Annotated in this window: 21 protein-coding genes and 1 riboswitch; of the genes, 11 read left to right on the top strand and 10 right to left on the bottom strand. The window is 63.1% G+C overall.

Annotated features, from left to right (window positions below):
• Window positions 1–144: 144 nt before the first annotated feature.
• The gene (locus tag FF124_RS08000; protein ID WP_246072295.1) at window positions 145–2313 is read right to left on the bottom strand and encodes a TonB-dependent hemoglobin/transferrin/lactoferrin family receptor; all 2169 of its coding nucleotides are present in this window, start codon (window positions 2311–2313) and stop codon (window positions 145–147) included.
• 338 nt (window positions 2314–2651) lie between these two features.
• On the opposite strand from FF124_RS08000, the gene FF124_RS08005 reads away from it, so the two are divergent.
• Entirely contained in the window at window positions 2652–3218 is a 567-nt protein-coding gene (locus FF124_RS08005; RefSeq protein WP_138747975.1) for a dual specificity protein phosphatase family protein, read from the top strand.
• A 6-nt stretch (window positions 3219–3224) separates the two neighbouring features.
• Here the strand turns inward: FF124_RS08005 and FF124_RS08010 are convergent, their stop codons facing one another.
• A complete protein-coding gene (locus FF124_RS08010) occupies window positions 3225–4118 on the bottom strand; it encodes a LysR family transcriptional regulator (RefSeq protein ID WP_138747976.1) in 894 nt (297 codons plus the stop codon).
• Window positions 4119–4366: 248 nt separating this feature from the next.
• Between FF124_RS08010 and FF124_RS08015 the strand changes: the two genes are divergently transcribed.
• The 5 genes from FF124_RS08015 to FF124_RS08035 all read left to right on the top strand — a co-directional run bounded on the left by FF124_RS08015 (window position 4367) and on the right by FF124_RS08035 (window position 9358).
• A complete protein-coding gene (locus tag FF124_RS08015; protein WP_138747977.1) occupies window positions 4367–5863 on the top strand; it encodes a CoA-acylating methylmalonate-semialdehyde dehydrogenase in 1497 nt (498 codons plus the stop codon).
• A gap of 75 nt (window positions 5864–5938) precedes the next feature.
• Window positions 5939–6033, top strand: a riboswitch (TPP riboswitch).
• 50 nt (window positions 6034–6083) lie between these two features.
• Window positions 6084–6878: a hydroxyethylthiazole kinase gene (gene thiM, locus FF124_RS08020; RefSeq protein ID WP_138747978.1), complete on the top strand. Its 795-nt coding sequence runs from the start codon at window positions 6084–6086 to the stop codon at window positions 6876–6878.
• A 151-nt stretch (window positions 6879–7029) separates the two neighbouring features.
• Window positions 7030–7830, top strand: a complete 801-nt coding sequence (gene thiD / locus FF124_RS08025) for a bifunctional hydroxymethylpyrimidine kinase/phosphomethylpyrimidine kinase (protein WP_138747979.1) — start codon at window positions 7030–7032, stop codon at window positions 7828–7830.
• Window positions 7831–7954: 124 nt separating this feature from the next.
• Window positions 7955–8398 (top strand): c-type cytochrome, encoded by a 444-nt coding sequence (locus FF124_RS08030; protein ID WP_187326863.1) that lies wholly within the window; start codon window positions 7955–7957, stop codon window positions 8396–8398.
• Window positions 8399–8497: 99 nt separating this feature from the next.
• Entirely contained in the window at window positions 8498–9358 is an 861-nt protein-coding gene (locus tag FF124_RS08035) for a c-type cytochrome (protein ID WP_138748194.1), read from the top strand.
• Window positions 9359–9370: 12 nt separating this feature from the next.
• Here the strand turns inward: FF124_RS08035 and FF124_RS08040 are convergent, their stop codons facing one another.
• Both FF124_RS08040 and FF124_RS08045 read right to left on the bottom strand, forming a co-directional pair.
• Window positions 9371–9862: a GNAT family N-acetyltransferase gene (locus tag FF124_RS08040; protein ID WP_246072297.1), complete on the bottom strand. Its 492-nt coding sequence runs from the start codon at window positions 9860–9862 to the stop codon at window positions 9371–9373.
• Between the two features lie 197 nt (window positions 9863–10059).
• The gene (locus FF124_RS08045) at window positions 10060–10476 is read right to left on the bottom strand and encodes a MerR family transcriptional regulator (RefSeq protein ID WP_138747980.1); all 417 of its coding nucleotides are present in this window, start codon (window positions 10474–10476) and stop codon (window positions 10060–10062) included.
• Between the two features lie 79 nt (window positions 10477–10555).
• Here FF124_RS08045 and FF124_RS08050 point away from each other — a divergent pair, with 79 nt between their 5' ends.
• A complete protein-coding gene (locus FF124_RS08050; protein ID WP_138747981.1) occupies window positions 10556–11251 on the top strand; it encodes a cation efflux transmembrane domain-containing protein in 696 nt (231 codons plus the stop codon).
• Window positions 11252–11307: 56 nt separating this feature from the next.
• Here FF124_RS08050 and FF124_RS08055 read toward each other — a convergent pair whose 3' ends face one another.
• Window positions 11308–12183: a branched-chain amino acid aminotransferase gene (locus FF124_RS08055; protein ID WP_138747982.1), complete on the bottom strand. Its 876-nt coding sequence runs from the start codon at window positions 12181–12183 to the stop codon at window positions 11308–11310.
• A 240-nt stretch (window positions 12184–12423) separates the two neighbouring features.
• Between FF124_RS08055 and tam the strand changes: the two genes are divergently transcribed.
• A complete protein-coding gene (gene tam / locus FF124_RS08060) occupies window positions 12424–13194 on the top strand; it encodes a trans-aconitate 2-methyltransferase (RefSeq protein WP_138747983.1) in 771 nt (256 codons plus the stop codon).
• Between the two features lie 45 nt (window positions 13195–13239).
• Here tam and FF124_RS08065 read toward each other — a convergent pair whose 3' ends face one another.
• The gene (locus FF124_RS08065; protein ID WP_187326883.1) at window positions 13240–13665 is read right to left on the bottom strand and encodes an organic hydroperoxide resistance protein; all 426 of its coding nucleotides are present in this window, start codon (window positions 13663–13665) and stop codon (window positions 13240–13242) included.
• Window positions 13666–13843: 178 nt separating this feature from the next.
• Here FF124_RS08065 and FF124_RS08070 point away from each other — a divergent pair, with 178 nt between their 5' ends.
• Window positions 13844–14293, top strand: coding sequence for a MarR family winged helix-turn-helix transcriptional regulator (locus FF124_RS08070; protein ID WP_138747985.1), 450 nt, complete (start codon window positions 13844–13846; stop codon window positions 14291–14293).
• A gap of 17 nt (window positions 14294–14310) precedes the next feature.
• Here FF124_RS08070 and FF124_RS08075 read toward each other — a convergent pair whose 3' ends face one another.
• The 4 genes from FF124_RS08075 to focA all read right to left on the bottom strand — a co-directional run bounded on the left by FF124_RS08075 (window position 14311) and on the right by focA (window position 17962).
• Window positions 14311–15309, bottom strand: a complete 999-nt coding sequence (locus FF124_RS08075; RefSeq protein ID WP_138747986.1) for an asparaginase — start codon at window positions 15307–15309, stop codon at window positions 14311–14313.
• Between the two features lie 30 nt (window positions 15310–15339).
• The gene (locus FF124_RS08080; RefSeq protein ID WP_187326864.1) at window positions 15340–16341 is read right to left on the bottom strand and encodes an NAD(P)H-quinone oxidoreductase; all 1002 of its coding nucleotides are present in this window, start codon (window positions 16339–16341) and stop codon (window positions 15340–15342) included.
• An 87-nt stretch (window positions 16342–16428) separates the two neighbouring features.
• Window positions 16429–16992 (bottom strand): HdeD family acid-resistance protein, encoded by a 564-nt coding sequence (locus FF124_RS08085; protein WP_138747987.1) that lies wholly within the window; start codon window positions 16990–16992, stop codon window positions 16429–16431.
• A gap of 106 nt (window positions 16993–17098) precedes the next feature.
• Window positions 17099–17962, bottom strand: a complete 864-nt coding sequence (gene focA, locus FF124_RS08090) for a formate transporter FocA (RefSeq protein WP_138747988.1) — start codon at window positions 17960–17962, stop codon at window positions 17099–17101.
• A gap of 177 nt (window positions 17963–18139) precedes the next feature.
• Here focA and FF124_RS08095 point away from each other — a divergent pair, with 177 nt between their 5' ends.
• Both FF124_RS08095 and FF124_RS08100 read left to right on the top strand, forming a co-directional pair.
• On the top strand, window positions 18140–18781 hold the full coding sequence (locus FF124_RS08095; protein WP_138747989.1) for a glutathione S-transferase family protein: 642 nt from the start codon (window positions 18140–18142) through the stop codon (window positions 18779–18781).
• Window positions 18781–19704 (top strand): SDR family oxidoreductase, encoded by a 924-nt coding sequence (locus tag FF124_RS08100; RefSeq protein WP_138747990.1) that lies wholly within the window; start codon window positions 18781–18783, stop codon window positions 19702–19704. The genes FF124_RS08095 and FF124_RS08100 overlap by 1 nt, the downstream gene beginning before the upstream one ends.
• The last annotated feature ends 59 nt before the right edge of the window (window positions 19705–19763 follow it).

The following is a 19763-nucleotide window of genomic DNA, read 5'->3' on the forward strand; positions in this document are numbered from 1 at the left end:
GCTAAACCGGACACCAATGGCTCAAGGCCTGGGTGACGGAGAATGGGAGCAGGCTCTTTGCTCCTTCAACGGGCTTTGTCAGCAGTTTGAGGCCGGGCGATTTCGCGTCCGGCCTCTTTCTTTTTGAATCGGTGTTAGCCGACCTCAGAATGTCTGCGTCAGCGAGATCTTGAAGGTCCGACCGGGCTCCGAATAGAAGCTCTGCGGCTGGTCCATCGTCACGTCCTGCAGTTCCAGGGCATCGTAATAGGTCTGGTCGAAGAGGTTGTAGACGCCGGCCTGCAGCGTCATGCCCTCGAAGCGTTCCGGCGCCCACCAGGCGGTGACGTCGACAATGCCGTAGCCGGGCGCCTTGAAGTCGGCTGTGGAGCCATCCGGCACCTTGGCGGAGAGGATCCAGTTCGAGTTCACGCCCCAGGTCTCGTCATTGTAGCCGCCGCCGATGACGGCCTTGAGCGGCGCCACGGACCCCAGGATTTCGTTTGTGTCCATGTTGAAGCCGCGGGCGAAGGCGAGCGAGGCACGGACGTCCCAGTTGTTGATGAACGACTTCTGGACGCTTGCCTCGACGCCGGCAATCTCGACATTGTCGATGTTGACGGTTTGGGTGATGCCGAAGGGATAAAGGCCAGAGGCGATGCCGACATCGCCGGGCTCGACGGACTGGGTGTCGATGAAGTCCTTGTAGCGGCTGTAGAAGGCCGAGATCCGGCCGCCGTCGTCGTCATCACCAAAATTGGCTCCGAGCTCGAAGCCCCAGCTCGTTTCCGGCTTGAGGTCGGGATTGCCGATCCTGAGGTAAGTGCCCGGACCGCCGTAATCGACATAGAGCTCGCCCGGCGTCGGCGCGCGGAAGGCGGTGGAGAACTGACCGTAGAGCTGGGTGAAGTCGGTCAGGTCGTAGGTGGCGAGGATCTTCGGCGAAATCCGCCAGTCGCTCTGCCCGTCCGGCAAGCCGTTGTAGTTCGGATTGTTGGTATAGGCTTGCGTTTCCTTCGGGTCATACTGGTACCAGTCGAAGCGCACGCCGGGGGTCAGCGCAAAGCCGCTGTCGCCGAAGATGATCTCGTCATGGGCGTAAAGGCCGAGGACATAGCCGTCCACATCCGGCGTATCCGCCTGGTTGGTGTGGAGGAAGTTGCAGGCGCTATAGGGCGAATAGGGCCCGGGACCGCAATTGTCCTCGCCGCTCGAATACTGGCTCGTCTGCGAATAGTAGAAATCGCCGCCGATGGTGAAATTATGGAAGAGCGAACCGGTCTCGATGCCCTTGGCGGCCCAGCCCGACCAGCCGTAACGCTCGTCATCGGTCCTCGACGTGCGCGAATAGGGGCCATAGGGCGGGGTCGGCCGCGCGCCCGGCAGACGGGTGCCGCTGGTGCCGCTCTCGCGCTCGCTCTTCAGCCAGTAGAATGTGCTGAAGGCGCTGTCGAACAAGCCATCGGCGGCGATTGCCTCGTAATTATAGTCGATCGAGACGCGGTCGCGATGCTTGATCTCGCTGCCGTTCCAGTCATCCTGCGCATAGGTGTCGCCCTGCTCGGTCAGGAGGTCGATATCCTTGTCGCGGTCATAGCGCTCCAGGGTGAGACCCAGCGTGTGGGCGCCCATGAACTGCTGGCGCAGCTTGAACAGGAGATTGTTCTCGTCAAAGCTTGCCGGGTTGGGCTCGCTGCGGGTCGCGCCATAGCCGCCGACCGTACCTTGGTTCTCCGTCTCGCTGCCCGCGCCGAGGTCGCCCTGAAACAGCATCGAGGTGTTGCCGGAGCGAATGGCGAAGGCGCCCTGCGCGTTGATGCTCTGGTCCGTGCTGTCATACATCAGCCCAGTTCGTCCGCCCCAGCCCTTTTCCGGGTCGATCAGGTCTTCCGGCTCCAGCGTGCGCAGCACCACCGTGCCGCCGAGAGAACCGCTGCCGGAGCGCGAGGAGTCCGAACCGCGAACGATGTCGATCGTCGCGATCGAATCGAAGCTGAAACTGTCCATATTGCCAACGGCATCGCCGCGCGCGGCGTCGTCGAGATAGGGAAGCTGAATGCCGTCGATGACGGTCGAGACGCGCGGCCCCTGCATGCCGCGAATATTGACCGAGCCCGAATCATCGCCGACAAAGGTGACGCCCGGCTCAAGCACGCGGGTGAAATCACCGAAATCGGAGACGATATTGGCGTCGAGCGCGTCGCGCGTCGTTTCGGTGGCAAGCGGCGTGTCGGCAATGCCGTCCTTGCCGCCGGTCGTCGTCACATTGACCGCCGGAAGCAGCGTCGTCGCATCATCGCTCGAAGCATCCTGCGCGAGTGCAGAATGTGTCAAAACAGCCGACGCCAGTGCGGTGCACGACGCCAGCAAAAAGGTGCGGGAAAGTCCCATACGCATCACCCAATCCTCTTGTTCTCTTCAGAACCTGGCTGGCTGACGCCGGGAAAATCCCGAAACGAACTGGCTGGCTGGGTATTCCGGTCCGGCGGGGCGCCGGCTTCTCGTGCCTACGGGCTATAAAACATGAGTATTATTGTCAACATAAATTGCCTGATTTCTGTCATATTTTCCGCACTGCGACAGCATGTCGGTGGATATCCCCCATCACCCGGGCTAAGTTTCGCCGAAATGCGGGCGTTAGTGGTCCGATCGCAATTCTGGAGTGAAGATGGATGGACGCAAGGGCCGTTTTGAAGCGTTGTGCTTGGTCAGCCGGAGCACTGGTGCTCGCCGCCGGAATTTACCTCGGCGGCCTGCAGCTCACCGGTAATTTTCATGAGGTCCACGCAGGCGAGCTTTATCGTTCGGCACAACCGAGCGCCGATGATCTCGCCGACTATGCGAGACGGCACGGCATCAAGACGGTGATCAACCTGCGCGGCGCGCATCCGGGCCGGGACTGGTATGATCAGGAAATCGCAGCAAGCGAGGCGCTCGGGCTCACCCATGTCGATTTCGGCATGTCCGACAGCCGGGAATTGCCGCTCGATCGCAGCCTGGAACTTCTGGCGCTGATGCGCGACGCGGAAAAGCCGCTTCTGATCCACTGCAAGGCGGGCGCCGACCGCACGGGGCTGGCTGCGGTCATGTATCTGCAGCAACTGGCAGGCATTGACGAGGAAACGGCCGAATGGCAGCTTTCCCCGATCTACGGCCACCTCAATATTCCGATGACCGGCCCGTGGGCCATGGACCAGACCTGGGAAAGGCTGGAAAAGGATTTCGGCCTGCCCAGTTGAGTTTCTTTATGCTTCATCGGCGATGAACCGCCTCCTCTCTTCCCGGAACCGCCGGGAGAGAAAGGCGCGTACCAGCGCAATGCGCGCCAGATTGCCCGTATCGGGGTGTGACAGCAGATAATAGGAGCGTCGGAACCGGATATCCGGCAGAATGCTGGCCAGCCCCGGACTGTCTCGCACGACGAAATCATGCAGGATGCCGATGCCGATGCCCGCGCGCACGGCCTCGACCTGGCCGGCAACGCCGGCGCAGCGAAACAGCCGGCCTGCGGACCGGCCGAGATGATTGGCATAGTTCAGCGAGGAGGCATAGGCATAGTCCTCCACCCCCGTCACCGCAACATGGCCGACAAGCGCGTGCTCGTCATCCGGCGTCCCGAACCGCTCCAGATAGGACCGCGCGGCATAGACGCCGAGCGTATAGTCCGTCAGCTTGGAGACGACCAGCCTGCCCTCCTCCGGCGGATCGAGCGTGATCGCAAGGTCCGCCTCGCGCTTCGACAGCGAGAATGTGCGCGGCAACGGCACAAGTTCGACGATAAGGGCGGGATGTTCCTCCTGCAGGCGGCCGAGTTCGCCCGCCAGGAAATAGGTGCCGAGGCCATCCGGCGCGCCGACCCGAACGGTGCCGGCAAGGCGCGCACCGCGCGCCCGCGTATCCTCCGCGATCCCGAGAATTTCCGTTTCGACCCGCTCGGCGACGGCAAGCAGCCGCTCGCCCGCTTCCGTCAGTGCCGAACCGGCAGGCGTGCGCTCGAACAGCGGCTCGCCGAGCGCCTCCTCCAGCGCATTGATGCGCCGCGAAACCGTGGCGTGGTTGAGCGCCAGCGCCCGGGCCGCCGCGAGGAACTGGCCATGGCGGGCGACCGCCAGAAAAACGCGCAAATGATCCCAGTCCATCGATGTCCTATAATTTCCGCACAACGGATTTGTATACTATCCTGTTTATTTGCAGAAATTAATAGGCAAGAGTGCAAATGATCGTCAAACCAAGACGTGACAGCATTCTTCCTTGCTTGTGTCACCCTTGGGCTTGACCCGAGGGTCCAGGCGGAACTGCTCCGCGACAATGGATCCTCGGGTCAAGCCCGAGGATGACGCCGAAGAGGACGGCGTGCCTGTCGCCAGTAAACACCGGAGGAACCACCATGAAATCCATCCAGCACTTCATCAACGGCACGATCGTGGCAGGCTCCGGAAGCCGCACGGTCCCGACCTACAATCCGGCCACCGGCGAACAGAGCGGCGAACTGTCGCTCGCAAACGCGGCAGATGTGCGCGCTGCCGTCGAAGCCGCAACGGCCGCCTTCCCGGCATGGGCGGAAACGACGCCGCTGCGGCGCGCCCGCATCCTCAACAAGTTCCTCGGCATTCTCGAGGACCGGACCGATGAACTGGCGAAGGTTATCACCGCCGAACACGGCAAGGTCCATTCCGATGCGCTCGGCGAAATCCAGCGGGGCATGGAAGTGGTCGAGTTCGCCACCGCCGCCCCGCAACTTCTGAAGGGCGAGTTCACCGAAAATGTCGGCACCGCCGTCGACAGCTGGTCGATGCGCCAGCCGCTCGGCGTCGTCGCCGGCATCACGCCGTTCAACTTCCCGGCCATGGTGCCGATGTGGATGTTCCCCGTGGCGCTTGCCTGCGGCAACTGCTTCATTCTGAAGCCGTCCGAACGCGACCCCTCCGCCGCCCTCTTGATTGCCGAATGGCTGAAGGAAGCGGGCCTTCCCGACGGCGTGTTCAACGTCGTCCAGGGCGACAAGGAAGCCGTCGACGCGATCCTCGCCGATCCGGATATCCAGGCCGTGAGCTTCGTCGGCTCGACCCCGATCGCGCGCTATATCTACACGACCGCAACGGCGAGCGGCAAACGCTGCCAGGCGCTCGGCGGCGCGAAGAACCACATGATCGTGATGCCCGACGCCGACATGGACCAGGCCGCAGACGCGCTGATGGGCGCGGCCTATGGCTCGGCCGGCGAGCGCTGCATGGCGATCTCGGTCGCCGTTCCCGTCGGCGACGAGACGGCCGACCGGCTGATCGACAAGCTGAAGCCCCGCATCGCCGCGCTCAAGGTCGGCCCCGGCACCGATCCGGACGCCGATATGGGACCAGTGGTGACGGCGGCCGCGCGCGACAAGATCCTCGGCCTGATCGATTCGGGCGTCGAGGAAGGCGCGGACCTCGTTGTCGACGGTCGCGGGCTGAAGCTGCAGGGCTATGAGGATGGCTATTTCGTCGGCGCGACGCTCTTTGACAAGGTCACGACCGACATGAAGATCTACAAGGAAGAGATCTTCGGACCGGTCCTCTCGGTTGCCCGCGCTTCAAGCTATGACGAGGCGGCGCAGTGGATCAACGACCACGAATATGGCAACGGCACGGCGATCTTCACCCGCGACGGCGATGCCGCGCGCGAATTCGCCCACAAGATCAAGGTCGGCATGGTCGGCATCAACGTGCCGATCCCGGTTCCGATGGCATTTCATTCCTTCGGCGGCTGGAAGGCCTCGCTCTTCGGCGACCATCACATGCACGGGCCGGAAGGCGTGCGCTTCTACACCCGCATGAAGACCATAACCAGCCGCTGGCCCAAGGGCATCCGCTCGGGCGCCGAATTCTCCATGCCGACGATGAAGTAAGCGAAAACTCTCATATCCGCCACAATTGAAAATCCGCCCTTACCGGGCGGATTTTTTCTGTTATACCGGCTGTCACAAGAGCGACAGGGGCGCCCGCTAAAGCGGGCTGAGAAGCACCCTTGGAACCTGATCCGGATCATACCGGCGGAGGGAGTCACTCGGGCCTTCTCCTCTCCGGCCCGTCCGGCTTTCCCGCTGAAACACGAAAAGGGAGACCGGCATGGCGGACGCCGATATTCTGCTGAGCGAAATGCGCGAGAAAGCGCCGCTGGTGCACTGCATCACCAATCATGTGGCGATGAACATCGCCGCCAATGTCCTGCTTGCGGCCGGCGCATCCCCAGCGATGGTTCTGGCAGAGGAAGAGGCGGGCGAATTTGCCGGGCTCGCCGATGCCTTGACGATCAATATCGGCACGCTCACATCCGAGAGACTTGCAAGCATGAAGGCGGCCACTGCCGGTGCAAGGAACAGCGGCAAACCCTGGGTTTTCGATCCCGTTGCCCATTTCGCCACCGGCTTTCGTAGACAAGCCGCGCGCGACATCCTCGATCTTGGCCCGACCGTGCTGCGCGGCAATGCCTCCGAAATCCTCGCCTTCTCCGATGCCCCGGCGAGCGGCAAGGGCGTGGACGCCGGCGACGGCGTGGAAGCCGCGGAAGAGACCGCGCGCCGCCTTGCCGCCGAGGGCAATATGGTGGTGGCGGTCACCGGCGAGACCGATTTCGTCACCGATGGCCGCCGCGCCGCGCGGGTTGCGGGCGGCTCTCCCCTGATGCCGAAGGTCACCGCGCTCGGCTGCGCGCTGACCTGCCTTGTCGGGGCCTTTGTCGGCACGCGCCCGGCCGATCCCTTTTCGGCGACGGTCGCCGCCTTCGCGCTTTACGCCGTCGCCGGCGGCAAGGCGCATCCCATGGCGCAAGGCCCCGGCTCCTTCGCCGTGCAGTTTCTCGACGCCCTCGCGGCAACGACACCGGCGGAACTGAAGGCCGGGGCCAGGGTTACGCATCTATGAGGCGGGGTATGAGCGGTTTTACCGGGGCAAGGCGCCCCGGCATCGGCCGATTGAAACACGGGAAGCCCCTTTCCACATGTCCCTCAGGCGGCCCGGCCGCCGAAAATACCAACAGGCAGCGATGGCTCTTGACCATCGGGAAGGCAAAGACATGATTGCGAATATTCTCTCGATCGCCGGATCCGATCCCTCTGGCGGCGCGGGCATTCAGGCCGACCTCAAGGCGTTTTCGGCGCGGGGAACCTACGGCATGGCGGCGATGACGGCGCTGACGGCGCAGAACACGCAGGGCGTGACCGGCGTGCACGAAGTGCCGTCCGCCTTCGTCGCCGAGCAGATCGCCGCGATCTTTGACGACATCTCCGTCAGCGCCATCAAGATCGGCATGATCGCCAACGCCAATATCGCCGTCACCATTGCCGACAGCCTGCGCCACCACGTCGAGGTCCCGGTCGTGCTCGACCCGGTGATGGTGGCTAAGGGCGGACACCGGCTCCTGCCGGAAGACGCGGTGGAAGCACTGAAGGACCACCTCCTGCCGCTGGCCGCCCTCCTGACGCCGAACCTGCCGGAGGCCGCGGCTCTCCTCGATGAAGAGGTTGCAAGCGATCGCGAGGCGATGATCGCCCAGGGTAAGGCGCTGCGCGGGCTCGGCGCCCAGGCGGTTCTGATGAAGGGCGGACATCTGGAGGGCGAGGATTGCCCGGACCTGCTGGTGTCCGCCGAAGGCCATCAATGGCTGGAAGGCGCGCGGATCGACACGGAAAACACCCACGGCACGGGCTGCACGCTGTCGAGCGCCATCGCCGCCGAAATCGGCAAGGGGACCGCGCTTTCCGAGGCCGTCAGCATCGCCAAGGACTATGTCGCCGGCGCGATCGCGGCATCGGACGCGCTGTCGGTCGGCTCGGGTCATGGCCCCACCCATCACTTCCATGCTCTGTGGCCGTGATTTCAACAAATAGTGATGGCTAACATCAGCGGACTTGCCGATTTGATCTTTCGCGGCGCGCTTACCCTACTGGCTTCCTGCCGGCGGCTGGATATACTGCTGGCGAGAAGAGAAGGAGGTCTCGATGAAGAAAAACTATCTGATCGCCGGCGCGCTGGCGCTCTGTCTGGGCGCGGGTTCGGTTATGGCACAGGACGCCCCGCAAATGCTTCGCCAGGATGACATGAAGGCCATCGGCCAGGCCATGGGCCAGCTCGGCGCCATCGCCAAGGGCCAGAAGGATTACGATCCGGTCGTCGTAGAAGGCGCTCTCTCGTCGATCGCCGATCATGCCAAGGACTTCCCGACTCATTTCCCGCCCGATTCCAAGACCGGAAACGACACGGAAGCTAGCCCGGCGATCTGGGAGAACATGGACGATTTCACCGGCCGCGCTGACAAGCTTGCCGCTGACGCGACCGCGCTTCTTGCCGACCTTCCGGCCAATCAGGCCGCCGTCGGCAAGGCGATGCAGACACTCGGCGCCAATTGCGGCTCTTGTCACGAGATCTATCGCGCCAAGAACTGACCCTGGCTGCCCTGAGCCGGGGATGAAAACGGGTATTCAAGGAGCCGAAGCGTGAGACCACGCATCACGATCGGAGTGCTGGTTGTCGCCGCGCTGTTCATGGGCGCGGCGTTCATCGTTGCGCTCACGCCGCCCAGGCTTGATCCCGTTGCGCTCAGAAGCGCCGCGGTCGCCGATACGCAAAACGGAGAGAAGATTTTCTGGGCGAGCGGCTGCGCCGGCTGCCATGCCGCTCCCGGCTCGGAAGGCGACCAGAGGCTGGTGCTCGCCGGCGGTCTGCCGATCGAGAGCGACTTCGGCACGTTTCATGCCCCGAACATCTCGCCGGACGAAGGCTATGGCATCGGCGACTGGACCTTTTACGAATTCGCCAATGCGCTGAAGAAGGGCATCGGGCGCCATGGCGAGAACCTTTACCCCGCCCTGCCCTACACATCCTATGTGCGCATGACCAACCAGGATGTGCGCGACCTGCACGGCTACATCATGACGCTGCCGAAAAGCAGCGAGCCAAGCAAGCCGCACGATATCGCCTTCCCGTTCGACATCCGACTGGCGCTTTCCTTCTGGAAGCGGCTCTATTTCTCAGATCAGCCGCGCGTCGCGCTTGCCGATGCCACGCCCGAGGTCATGCGCGGGCAATATCTGGTGGAAGGCCCGGGCCATTGCGGCGAATGCCACACCCCGCGCAATGCGCTTGGCGGCCTGAAATACAGCGACTGGCTTGCCGGCGGGCCCAATCCCGACGGCGAGGGCATGATCCCCGACATCACGCCGGGCTCGACGGCGATCGGCGACTGGACGGCGGGTCAGATCGCCGACTATCTCGAGACCGGGTTCACGCCCGATTACGATACGGTCGGCGGCTCGATGGTCGAGGTACAGCAGAATGTCTCGCACCTCACGCGCGCCGACCTCGAGGCGATCGGCGCCTATCTGAAGGCCGTGCCGGCAAAGTGAGGCCGGCCGGTTTCAGGCGAGCGACTGCAGATAGCGCATGCCCGTCACCGGCCGGGCGACAAACTCCATCTGCTGATAGAACTGGTGCGCCTTGGTGTTGCCCGTGGCGGCACTGACGGAGAGATAGGCGCAGCCGGCAGCCTTGGCGAAGTCGCGCGCGCGGGCAATCAGATGCTGGCCGACGCCATGGCTGCGATGACCGTCGCGCACGAAGAGATGATGCAGGTCCATGCCGCGCTTGCCCTGCTGGGCGCGGTAGAGAGGGGTCAAAAGCGCATAGCCCAGAAGCTGCGCTCCGCTGTCGGCGACAAGCGCCGTCACCCAGGGCGCCGGCCCGAACAGGTCGCGCTTCAGCCCTTCGGCGCTCGCCTCCACGGCGTCACCGTGAAAGGCGGCCAGAAGGCCGATCATTTCAAGCAATTGGGGAATATCGGTTTCGACCGCCCTTCTGATGGTCATCAGAGCGGGTCGTTCCAGCGAAATTTCATCGTGATCGTCAGTCATTGTCGTCCCTGGCCTTCGTTTCGAGCACCGCCGGGGACTTTGCTTCAACACCTTAGCCGCCCCCTGGCGGCCGGTGATGAACATGATCAATCGCGGCCGCTCCTATCGGAACAGCCAAAAATACGTGTGGTTGTGGGTCACGGTCTTGATCATGGATTTTCAGATGCGCCGAAACGGCAGACTTGTCAATTGAAAAATCACGCATGCTCCTCCGCGCACAGGCCGTGGTCGGCGAGCGAGCGGATGACGTAGCATTCGCCGACAGCGTCGGCGTCGCAATGACCGGCGATCCGCGCCAGTTCCGTCTCCAGCCGTTTCAGCCGCGCGATCTTCTCGCGTACGAGGGCGAGGTGGTCGCGGGCAATCGCATCGGCGCGATCACACGGTGTTTCGGGATGGGCCGACAGCTCCAGCAATTCGCGGATCGCATCAAGCGAGATGCCAAGGTCGCGGGCATGACGGATGAAGGCGAGCCGGCCTTCCTCGTCTCGTCCGTAGCGGCGCTGGTTACCCTCGGACCGTTCCGCCGGCGCAATCAGCCCGCTCTGCTCGTAATAGCGGATGGTCGGCACCTTGACGCCGGTGCGCCGGGAAAGTTCGCCGATGGAAAACATGCTTCAGAAAACCTCTTGAACCTATAGTCGCTGGAGCAATTATGGTGACCGGCATCGACAATTACAACGGGTGCGGACAATGAGCGCATGCTGCGGACAAGCCACTTTCGACGGCATGTCGGAGGCCTACAAGAAAAGACTGAAGATCGTCATCTTTCTCAATGCGGCGATGTTCGTCGTCGAAATGGCGGCGGGCCAGGCCGCACGCTCGCAGGCGCTGCAGGCCGACGCGCTCGACTTCCTCGCCGACGCACTGACCTATGGCATCTCCATGGCGGTGATCGGCGCGTCCCTCAGGACCCGGTCGATGGCCGCGGCCTTAAAGGGCGCGAGCCTGTTGCTGATGGGTCTCTTTGTGTTCGGGTCGACCGTATGGCGGGTTTTCGCCGCCGGCGTGCCGGAAGCGCCGGTGATGGGCGTGATCGGCCTGATGGCGCTTGCCGCCAACCTCGCCACGGTGCTGCTGCTCGTTCGCTACAAGGATGGCGATGCCAATGTCCGCTCCGTCTGGCTGTGCTCGCGCAATGACGCGATCGGCAATGTGGCTGTGATGGTCGCGGCGCTGGGGGTATGGGGCTCGAGCGCCGCCTGGCCTGATCTTGCGGTCGCCTTCATCATGGCAAGCCTTTTCCTCTCCTCCGCCTTCCAGATCCTGACCCAGTCATGGCGGGAGTTCCGCGCGGGGGAAGCGGAGGCGGGCGCGCTTGCCGAAAACGCATGCCGCGAAAAAGCTTGCTGCGACAGTCGAGACGATAGCGAAAGCCGGCCCGCCTGAAACAAAAAAGCCCGGACGCGCGCGTCCGGGCTTCCTGACGATCCGCCGGGCGCGGCCTATTTGCAGTTTGCCCGTGCCCAGTCCATGTAGAGTTCCATCGCCTTCTTCGCCATCGGGCCGAGATCATAGTCACGGTCATCGAGCTTGGTGACGGGGACCACCTTGTTGTAATTGCCGGTCATGAACAGCTCGTCGGCTTCCATGAAGTCCTTCACCGTCAGCGTGCGCTCCTCGGCGGCAATGCCGTTCTCGCGGAAGAGCTTGAGGATGCGGCGGCGAGTGATGCCCGCCAGGAAGCAGCCATTGTCGGCCGGCGTCATCGGGATGCCGTCCTTGACGAGGAAGATGTTGGCGGAGGCCGTTTCGGCGACATTGCCGTTCATGTCGCAGGCGAGCGCATTGTCAAAACCGCGAGCCCGGGCTTCCAGCATCATCCGGCCTGAATTCGGATAAAGACTGCCGGCCTTGGCATGGGTCATCGCCACTTCCGGCGAAGGGCGGCGGAAGGGCGACAGCGTGAGGCGCACCGGCACGGTGGAGCGCATCGGCGTCTCGAACAAGCAAAGCGCGAACCGCGTGGAGGCCGGATCGGGCGGCACGAGGCCGGCAAGACCGTGCTCGGCCCAGTACATCGGCTTGATATAGACGGCTTCCGCGCCCTTGAAGCGCTTCAGGCCTTCCCAGACCAGGGCTTCGATCTCCTCCGGCGTATGGGTCGGCTCAAGGCCGAGCGCCCGCGCCGAGCGGTTGATGCGCTTGCAGTGCTCATCGAGATCCGGCGCCATGCCCTCGAAGAAACGCGCGCCGTCGAAAACGGTCGAGGCAAGCCACATCGCATGCGAGGTCGGGCCGATCAGCGGCGGATTGCCGGGAAGCCATTCGCCATCCACATGGGTCCAGGTTTCCGATGACGGGGAAGTATCGACTGCCATTTCATTCTCCTTGCAACGCCGCCTGTCTTCACAATGCGCCTCGCAAGATCGGTCACTGGAAAAGGGGCCGGAGCGGCAGCTTGCGCCTGAAGGCGGGCGGCGGAAATTCAACGCCGCCAATCAAGACTTCGCCCGGCTGAAGGTCAAGCGGAAAATCCTGACAGATGCGCTTTCCCGGCGAATGGGCAAGATGACGGGAAGGTGCTATGGCAACTATGGCAAGATGCGGAGGAAAACGGGATGGCCTGGTCGGCAACGCAATATCTGAAATTCGAGGACGAACGCTCGCGCCCGGCGCGCGACCTGATCAACGCGCTGCCCGACATCCCGCCGGGACCGATCATCGATCTCGGCTGCGGGCCGGGAAATTCGACGGAGCTGCTGAAGGCGCGGTTTCCCGAAGCCCCGATCTCAGGGGTCGATCTCGACACGGACATGCTGGAAAAAGCCCGCACGCGTCTTCCGGATATCCCGTTCGAGCAGGCCGACCTTGCCGCATGGCAGGCGCCGGGAGAACCGGCCCTGCTCTTTTCCAATGCGACCTTCCAGTGGGTGCCAGACCACCTGGGCCAGCTCGCAAAGCTTCTCGGCGGATTGCCGTCTGGCGGCGTGCTGGCGGTGCAGATGCCCGACAATTTCAAAGAACCAAGCCATGTCGCGATGGAAGACACGGCCCACCTGGCCGATTTCGCGCCGTTCTTTTCCGGCAAGTCGCCGGCGCGCGCGCCCCTGCCGGCGGCGGAGACCTATTACGACAGGCTCCATCCGAAGAGCAGCCGCCTCGATATCTTCCGGACCACCTATCATCACCCGCTCGCGGATGCAGACGCCATTGTCGAATGGGTGAAGAGCACGGGTCTCAGGCCCTATCTCGACTGTCTTCCGGATGACCGGCAGGAGGATTTCATCGCCGCCTACCGCAAACGCATCGCGACAGACTATCCGGCAATGGGCGACGGACGCGTGCTGCTGCGCTTCCCGCGCCTCTTCATTGTCGCCACGGCGGCATGAAAAAGCCGGCGGGCAAACCGCCGACCTTGTGATCTGCCGCTGACCTTATTCGGCGAGCGAAACCGGAACCTCGTAGTTCACCCTCAGCGCGTGGCTGTAAGGGCAGACGATATGGGCCTGATGGACGAGGTTTTCCGCCGTCTCGCGGTCGAGTCCCGGAATGGCGATGGTCAGTTCCGCGGTAATGCCGAAGCCCTCGCCGTCATCACGCGGACCGACGCCGACGGTCGCCGATACGGTGGTTTCCTTCGGAAGCTCGACCTTCTTCTTGGCGGCGACATTGTGAAGCGCAGAATTGAAGCAGGCGGCATAGCCGGCGGCGAAAAGCTGTTCGGGATTGGCGCCGTCGCCGCCCGGACCGCCCATTTCCTTCGGCAAGGCGAGATTGACTTCGAATGCGCCGTCCTCGGTGCGGGCGGTGCCTTCGCGGCCGCCGGTCGAAATGGCCTTGGTGGTGTAAAGCGTCTTGATCATGGCATTGCTCCTTGTTGAGGCGGAAACCGCCTTTCTTGAGAAAACTTCCATTTCTTATACGACGCGGCGGAGCCCGATCGGTTCCGTTCCGTATCGCGTGACATCTAAATAGTGCACAATTAAATTGTTTACAATATTATTTTGCGATTTTTATCGCGCCTATTATATTGCGCCAATGACCCATGAAGACGACCGCCAGCCCCGGCTCGATGACCAGCTCTGTTTCGCCGTCTACGCGACCGAGCACGCATTCGCGCGCGCCTACAAGCCGCTCCTGTCAAAACTCGGCCTGACCTATCCGCAATATCTGGTGATGATGGTGCTGTGGGAGCATCGGACGCTGTCGGTCAACGCCATCGGCGCGCGGCTGGGGCTCGACAGCGGCACGCTGTCGCCCCTTCTGAAACGGCTGGAAACGGCGGGCCTTGTCGTAAAGCGCCGGGCAGCCGACGACGAGCGCCGCGTGGAAATCACGCTGACGCCGAAAGGCGCGGACATGCGCGAGGATGCCGAGACCGTCGGCAGGGCGATCGCCGTGAAAACGGGATGTACGGCAGAAGAGGCCCGCGCGCTTCACGCCCGGCTGAACGCGCTGAGGCAGCATCTCCTGGAGAGCGAGGAATAGCGCATCGTGCTTTCGCCTCAGGGCAGGACGGCGCGCACCCTGCCGACGTCCGTGCCGTTCCAGTTCTTCAGCCCGGAATCGGCCATCAGCCGCAGGCGCTCCGAAAGCGCCGCGTCATCGGCAAGAAGCCTTGCGAGAACGGCCGCCACCATGGCCTCGGCGGCGCGCGTCGTGCCGTCCTCGCATTTGAGCGCAATGCCGAGGCCCTGCTCCGGCAGTACCGCGCAGAAAACGCCCTCCGCCCCGGTCTTGGCGAAGATGCGGCCGGGCGCCATCTCCATCAGCGCGGTGCAGGCCCGGCCCGTGCCGGCGACATAATAGGGCTCGGCCATCGCCGCATCGATGATGCGCCGGGCAGCGCGGGCGCGGGTCGGCGAAAGCCCCTCGCCCGTCGCCATGCGGGCAAAGCCTCGGGCGAGCGCCTTCAGCGGCACCGCATAGGTGGGAATATTGCAGCCGTCGACGCCGCAGACATCAGTACCGACGAGGGCGCCGGTCACATCCGCCATCGCCTCTCGGATCTGCGCCTGAAGCGGATGATCGTAGCCGGTATAGCCTTTCGGATCGATACCCTGGTGGCAGCAGGCGCAGACGAAGCCGGCATGCTTGCCCGAGCAATTGTTGCAGAGCGCATCCGGCATCTCACGCGTGCGGGCCTGGTGGATGAGGACAGGCTGCTGGAACGACCAGTGCGCCCCGCATTCCAGATCCTCGACGCCGCGTCCTGCCCTCCCAAGCATTTCTGCCGCAAGCGCCGCATGGGCGTCTTCGCCGGAATGGGAAGAGGCTGAAAGCGCGATCTCGCGATTGCCGAAGTCATAGGCATCCGCCGCCCCGCTTTCGACAAGCGGCAGCGCCTGGATCGCCTTGCAGGCCGAACGCGGAAACACCGCCGCCTCGATATCGCCGGCGGCATAGACCAAGCCGCCCGCCGCATCGGCGACCGCGATCATGCCGCGATGGCGGCTTTCGACGAGCGCACCGCGCGTCACCTCAACCAGAACAGGATTGACCATCAGCCCGAACCTCCCCCGCAACCCGTGATGTCAGTCGAATGTCAGAACGATCTTGCCGATATGATCGCCGGCCTCCATGCGCCGGTGCGCATCGGGAGCCTCCTCGAAGGCAAAGACGCGATCGATCAGCGGCTTCACGCGGCCCTCGGCAATGAGCGGCCAGACCTTCTCGGCAAGATCGTCGCGCACGGCCTTCTTCTCGGCATCGGTGCGCGGACGCATGGTTGAGCCGGTCACCTTGAGCCGTTTGACCATGATCGGCGTCAGATTGACGTTCTCGGCCTTCGGCCCGCTCAGGAAGGCGATCATCGACAGGCAGCCATCCCTGGCAAGGGCGGAAAGATTGCGCTGGAAATAGGCCGCTCCGACCATGTCGAGGATGATATCGACCCCGCGTCCCTCCGTCGCCGCCTTCACCACCTCGACGAAATCCTGCTCATGATAGTTTATTGCGACCGTCGCGCCGAGCTTCACACAGGCATTGCATTTCTCCGTGGTGCCCGCCGTGGCGAAGACCCGGGCGCCGAACGCTTTTGCAAGCTGGATGGCCGTCGTGCCGATGCCGCTCGAGCCGCCGTGGATGAGCACATCCTGACCGTCCCGAAGGCCCGCCATCTGGAAGAGATTGGCCCAGACGGTGAAGAAGGTCTCCGGGATCGCGGCGGCGGAAACGTCATCGATGCCGTCGGGCACCGGCAGAACCTGGCCTGCCGGAAGCAGGCAGTATTCCGCGTAGCCTCCGCCATTGGCAAGGCCGCAGACGCGCGCGCCGATCTCGATGCCCTCGACATCGTCGCCCCTGGCGACGACCGTGCCGGCCACCTCCAGCCCCAGAACCGGGCTTGCGCCGGGCGGCGGCGGATAACTGCCCTGCCTCTGGGCGACATCCGGCCGGTTGACGCCGGCGGCGGCAACCTTGACCAGAACATCGTTCGCCCCGGGCTTCGGGCGCGGTCCCGTTGCCACCGACATGACCTCCGGGCCGCCAAAGCCGCTGATCGTGATGTAGCGCATCGAACCGTCTGAAGACATTGCTCTCTTGCCTCGGTTGCTCGAATTCCAGAAACCAAGAGGCCCGGCCGCGTCCGCCCGGGAACGCCGACCGGGCCTTCCTTCAACTCAACCGTTGCTGCCGGGACGCAGCGCAAGCGCGAAGACCACCATCGACACGCCGTAGACCAGGAAGTCGGCCGCGACGAACAGGCCGAGCAGCCACAGGCTGTTCTGCGGAAAGTTGGAGGCGATCAGCACGGCGGCCAGTATGAGAACCAGGCCGGAGAAGATCATGAAGCCCCAGCCCTTCAGCGGGCGCATGGTCATGCCGAGATAGAGCCTGAAGCCGCCGGCAACGGCCAGCGAGACGCCGACGATGATGGTGAACAGGCTGGAGGCCAGAACCGGATTGCGCATCAGAACGATGCCGGCCAGCACGTAAAGAAGCCCTGAGATCACCCAGAAGGCGACATGACCCTTCGAACGGTTGTAGAACAGCTGCAGAAGATGGACGACACCGGCGACGATCAGCATCGCACCGAAGAAGACCACCGAGGCGACGGTCGTCGCCACAAGATTGCCCAGAAGAATGAGGCTCAGCAGCACGAGCAGCAGGCCAAAGGCCATGACCCAGCCCCAGCGTCCCCTGATCTTGTCAATATCCGGGCCCTGATCTCCGAAAGTCGTCATGGTGGAATATCCCCTTCATCACCGCGTAAAATCGATGCGACGATAGTGATGAAGCTGAATATTAGCAACTATTCTTCGCGCGCGGGCGCGTTTTCCAAAGGGCGCCTCAATGCGCCTGGTGGCGCACCGCAGGTCGCAGATAGATGACCCAGTAGGCGATCCCGACGAACAACGCGCCGCCGATAATATTGCCGATGGTGACCGGGATCAGATTGGCAAGCACGAAATTGCTCCAGGTCAGATCGGCAAAGTCTGCCGGATTTGCACCCGATGTCGCCCAGAACTCCGGTCCGGCAAGCGTCCTGGTCAGGATCGCCATCGGGATCTGGAACATGTTGGCGACGACGTGTTCGAAGCCTGAGGCGACGAACATGGCGACAGGCAGGATGACGGCCAGGATCTTGTCGGTCGCCGTGCGTCCGGCATAGGTCATCCACACGCCGAGGCAGACAAGGACGTTGCACATGATGGCCAGCGCCACCGCCTGCAGGAAGGTGTGGTGCAGCTTGTGCTGGGCGATGTGCATGTAGTTGATGCCGAGAAGACCGCCATCACCCTCATAGTGCCGGGCAAGCTGCATGATTCCGACAAGCGTGATCGCGCCGATGAAATTGCCGACATAGACCGTCGCCCAGTTGCGAGCGAGCGCGCCCCAGCTGATCTGCCCCGTCGCCTTGCCGATGATGGTCAGCACGGTGCTGGTGAAAAGGTCGGCGCCGGTGAGCACGACGAGAACCAGCCCGAGACTGAAGGCGAGGCCGCCGATGAACTTGTTCGCGCCCCAGCCGATATCGCCATTGCCGGTTGTCACGACAGTGTAGAAGATGAACGCTATGCCGATGAAAGCGCCGGCCATCATTGCGGAGACGAGCAGCGACACGGGATCCTTTTTGACCTTTGCAATGCCCGCGGCTTCGGCCTTTTCGGCCATGACATGGGGCGGGAAGGCATCGAAATTGAAATGCTGCATGGTCAGAAAACTCCGTCGGTGGACGCTTGGGAGGCGCGTGGCCGATACCTAGCAGCCCGGAAAGTCCTTGCGTTGATCTTGATCAGTCCGACAAGGACGGCAAATCTGGGGCTGATCGCCAGGCGCGACATCTGCATAATGGCAATCATTACCGAATCATACCGGAAGGACCGTGACATGCTGAAAATATGGGGCCGCGCGACATCATCCAATGTACAAGCGTTGATGTGGACTGTCGGCGAGCTTGGACTTGAACACGAACGGTATGATGTCGGCTTCAAATTCGGCGGCACCGACACGCCGGAATTCCTGGCGATGAACCCGAACGGACTGATCCCTGTCGTCAAGGACGGCGACGATGGTGAGGCCCTGTTCGAGACAGGCGCCATCTGCCGCTACCTCGCCGCCCGCTATGCACGTGACAGCTTCTGGCCGAAAGATCCGGCAGCGCGCGCCCATGTCGACAAATGGGCCGAATGGGGCAAGGTCACCGCCGCTGCCGCCTTCACCATGCCGATCTTCTGGCCCGTGGTGCGCACGCCGGAGCAAGACCGCGACCCGGAAGCGATCGCCGGCGCGATAGCCGCCTTCGACAGGCTCCTGGGCATTGCCGAGGCCGAGCTCCAGAAACACGCCTTCCTTGCGGGCGACGACTTCACGCTGGCCGACATCATGTTCGGCCACATTCTCTACCGCTACTACACGATGGAGATCGACCGTGCCGCGCGACCGGCGGTCGAGGCCTATTATGCGGCCATGACCGAGCGGGCGGCCTATCGCGCCCATGTCATGGTTTCCTATGAGAGCCTGCGTCCCTGATGGCCGGGGAAGCAAAGAGCGGCGAAGCCCGGCAAACCGGCAACGCCCTGGCGAAGACCGTGCTTGTTGCCGGCGCGACAGGCTATCTCGGACGACATCTGGTCGCAGCGTTTCACAAATCGGGTTATCGGGTGATCGCCCTTGTGCGCGACGGAAACCGCGCGGCGCGGCTCCTGCCCGAGGCAGACCAGTTGATCGAGGCGGAAGCGACGGAGGCCGAAAGCCTCTCCGGCATCATGAACAATGTCGATATCGTGATATCCGCCCTCGGTATAACCCGGCAAAAGGACGGGCTCACCTATCACGACGTCGACTACGGCGCCAATTGCAATCTGCTGGCGGAGGCTGAACGCGCCGGCGTCTCGCGTTTTGCCTATGTCCACGTTTTCAAGGGCGATCAGTTTGCCGACGAGAGCGCGCTGGCCCGCGCCAAGCAGGATTTTGTCGACAGACTTGAGGAAAGCGCCCTGCCCTCCACGGTCATAGCCCCCACCGGTTATTTCTCGGATATGGGCGACGTCTTCAACATGGCCGCGCGCGGCCGCGTCTTTCTTTTCGGCGATGGCCAAGTGCGCGTAAACCCGATCGCCGGCGCGGACCTTGCGGCGGCATCGGTCGATGCGATCGAAAACGGGACGGCGCATGTCGATATCGGCGGCCCGGACGTTTTCACCTTCGACGACATCGGTCGGCTTGCCTTTGCCGCGTTGGGAAAACCGCCCCGTTTTCTTCATCTGCCGCAGTTCATAGCCGACGGTCTGCTTTTTATCCTCAAAAGGATCACCGGACCCGCCACATGGGGACCGTTCGAGTTCTTTCTCGTTGTCTCCCGCCGTGACATGGCCGCGCCGTGTTACGGCACGCAAACGCTTCAGGCGCATTTCGAAGAGCTTGCGCAAGACAGGACAAATAACCGTGGGTGAACGGAAATTGCGTTACGCGGCCTTGAAATCAACCAACGGCAAGAGGATAACGGGTTCAA

The organism is Martelella lutilitoris (assembly GCF_005924265.1).
GTDB classification, from domain to species: domain Bacteria; phylum Pseudomonadota; class Alphaproteobacteria; order Rhizobiales; family Rhizobiaceae; genus Martelella; species Martelella lutilitoris.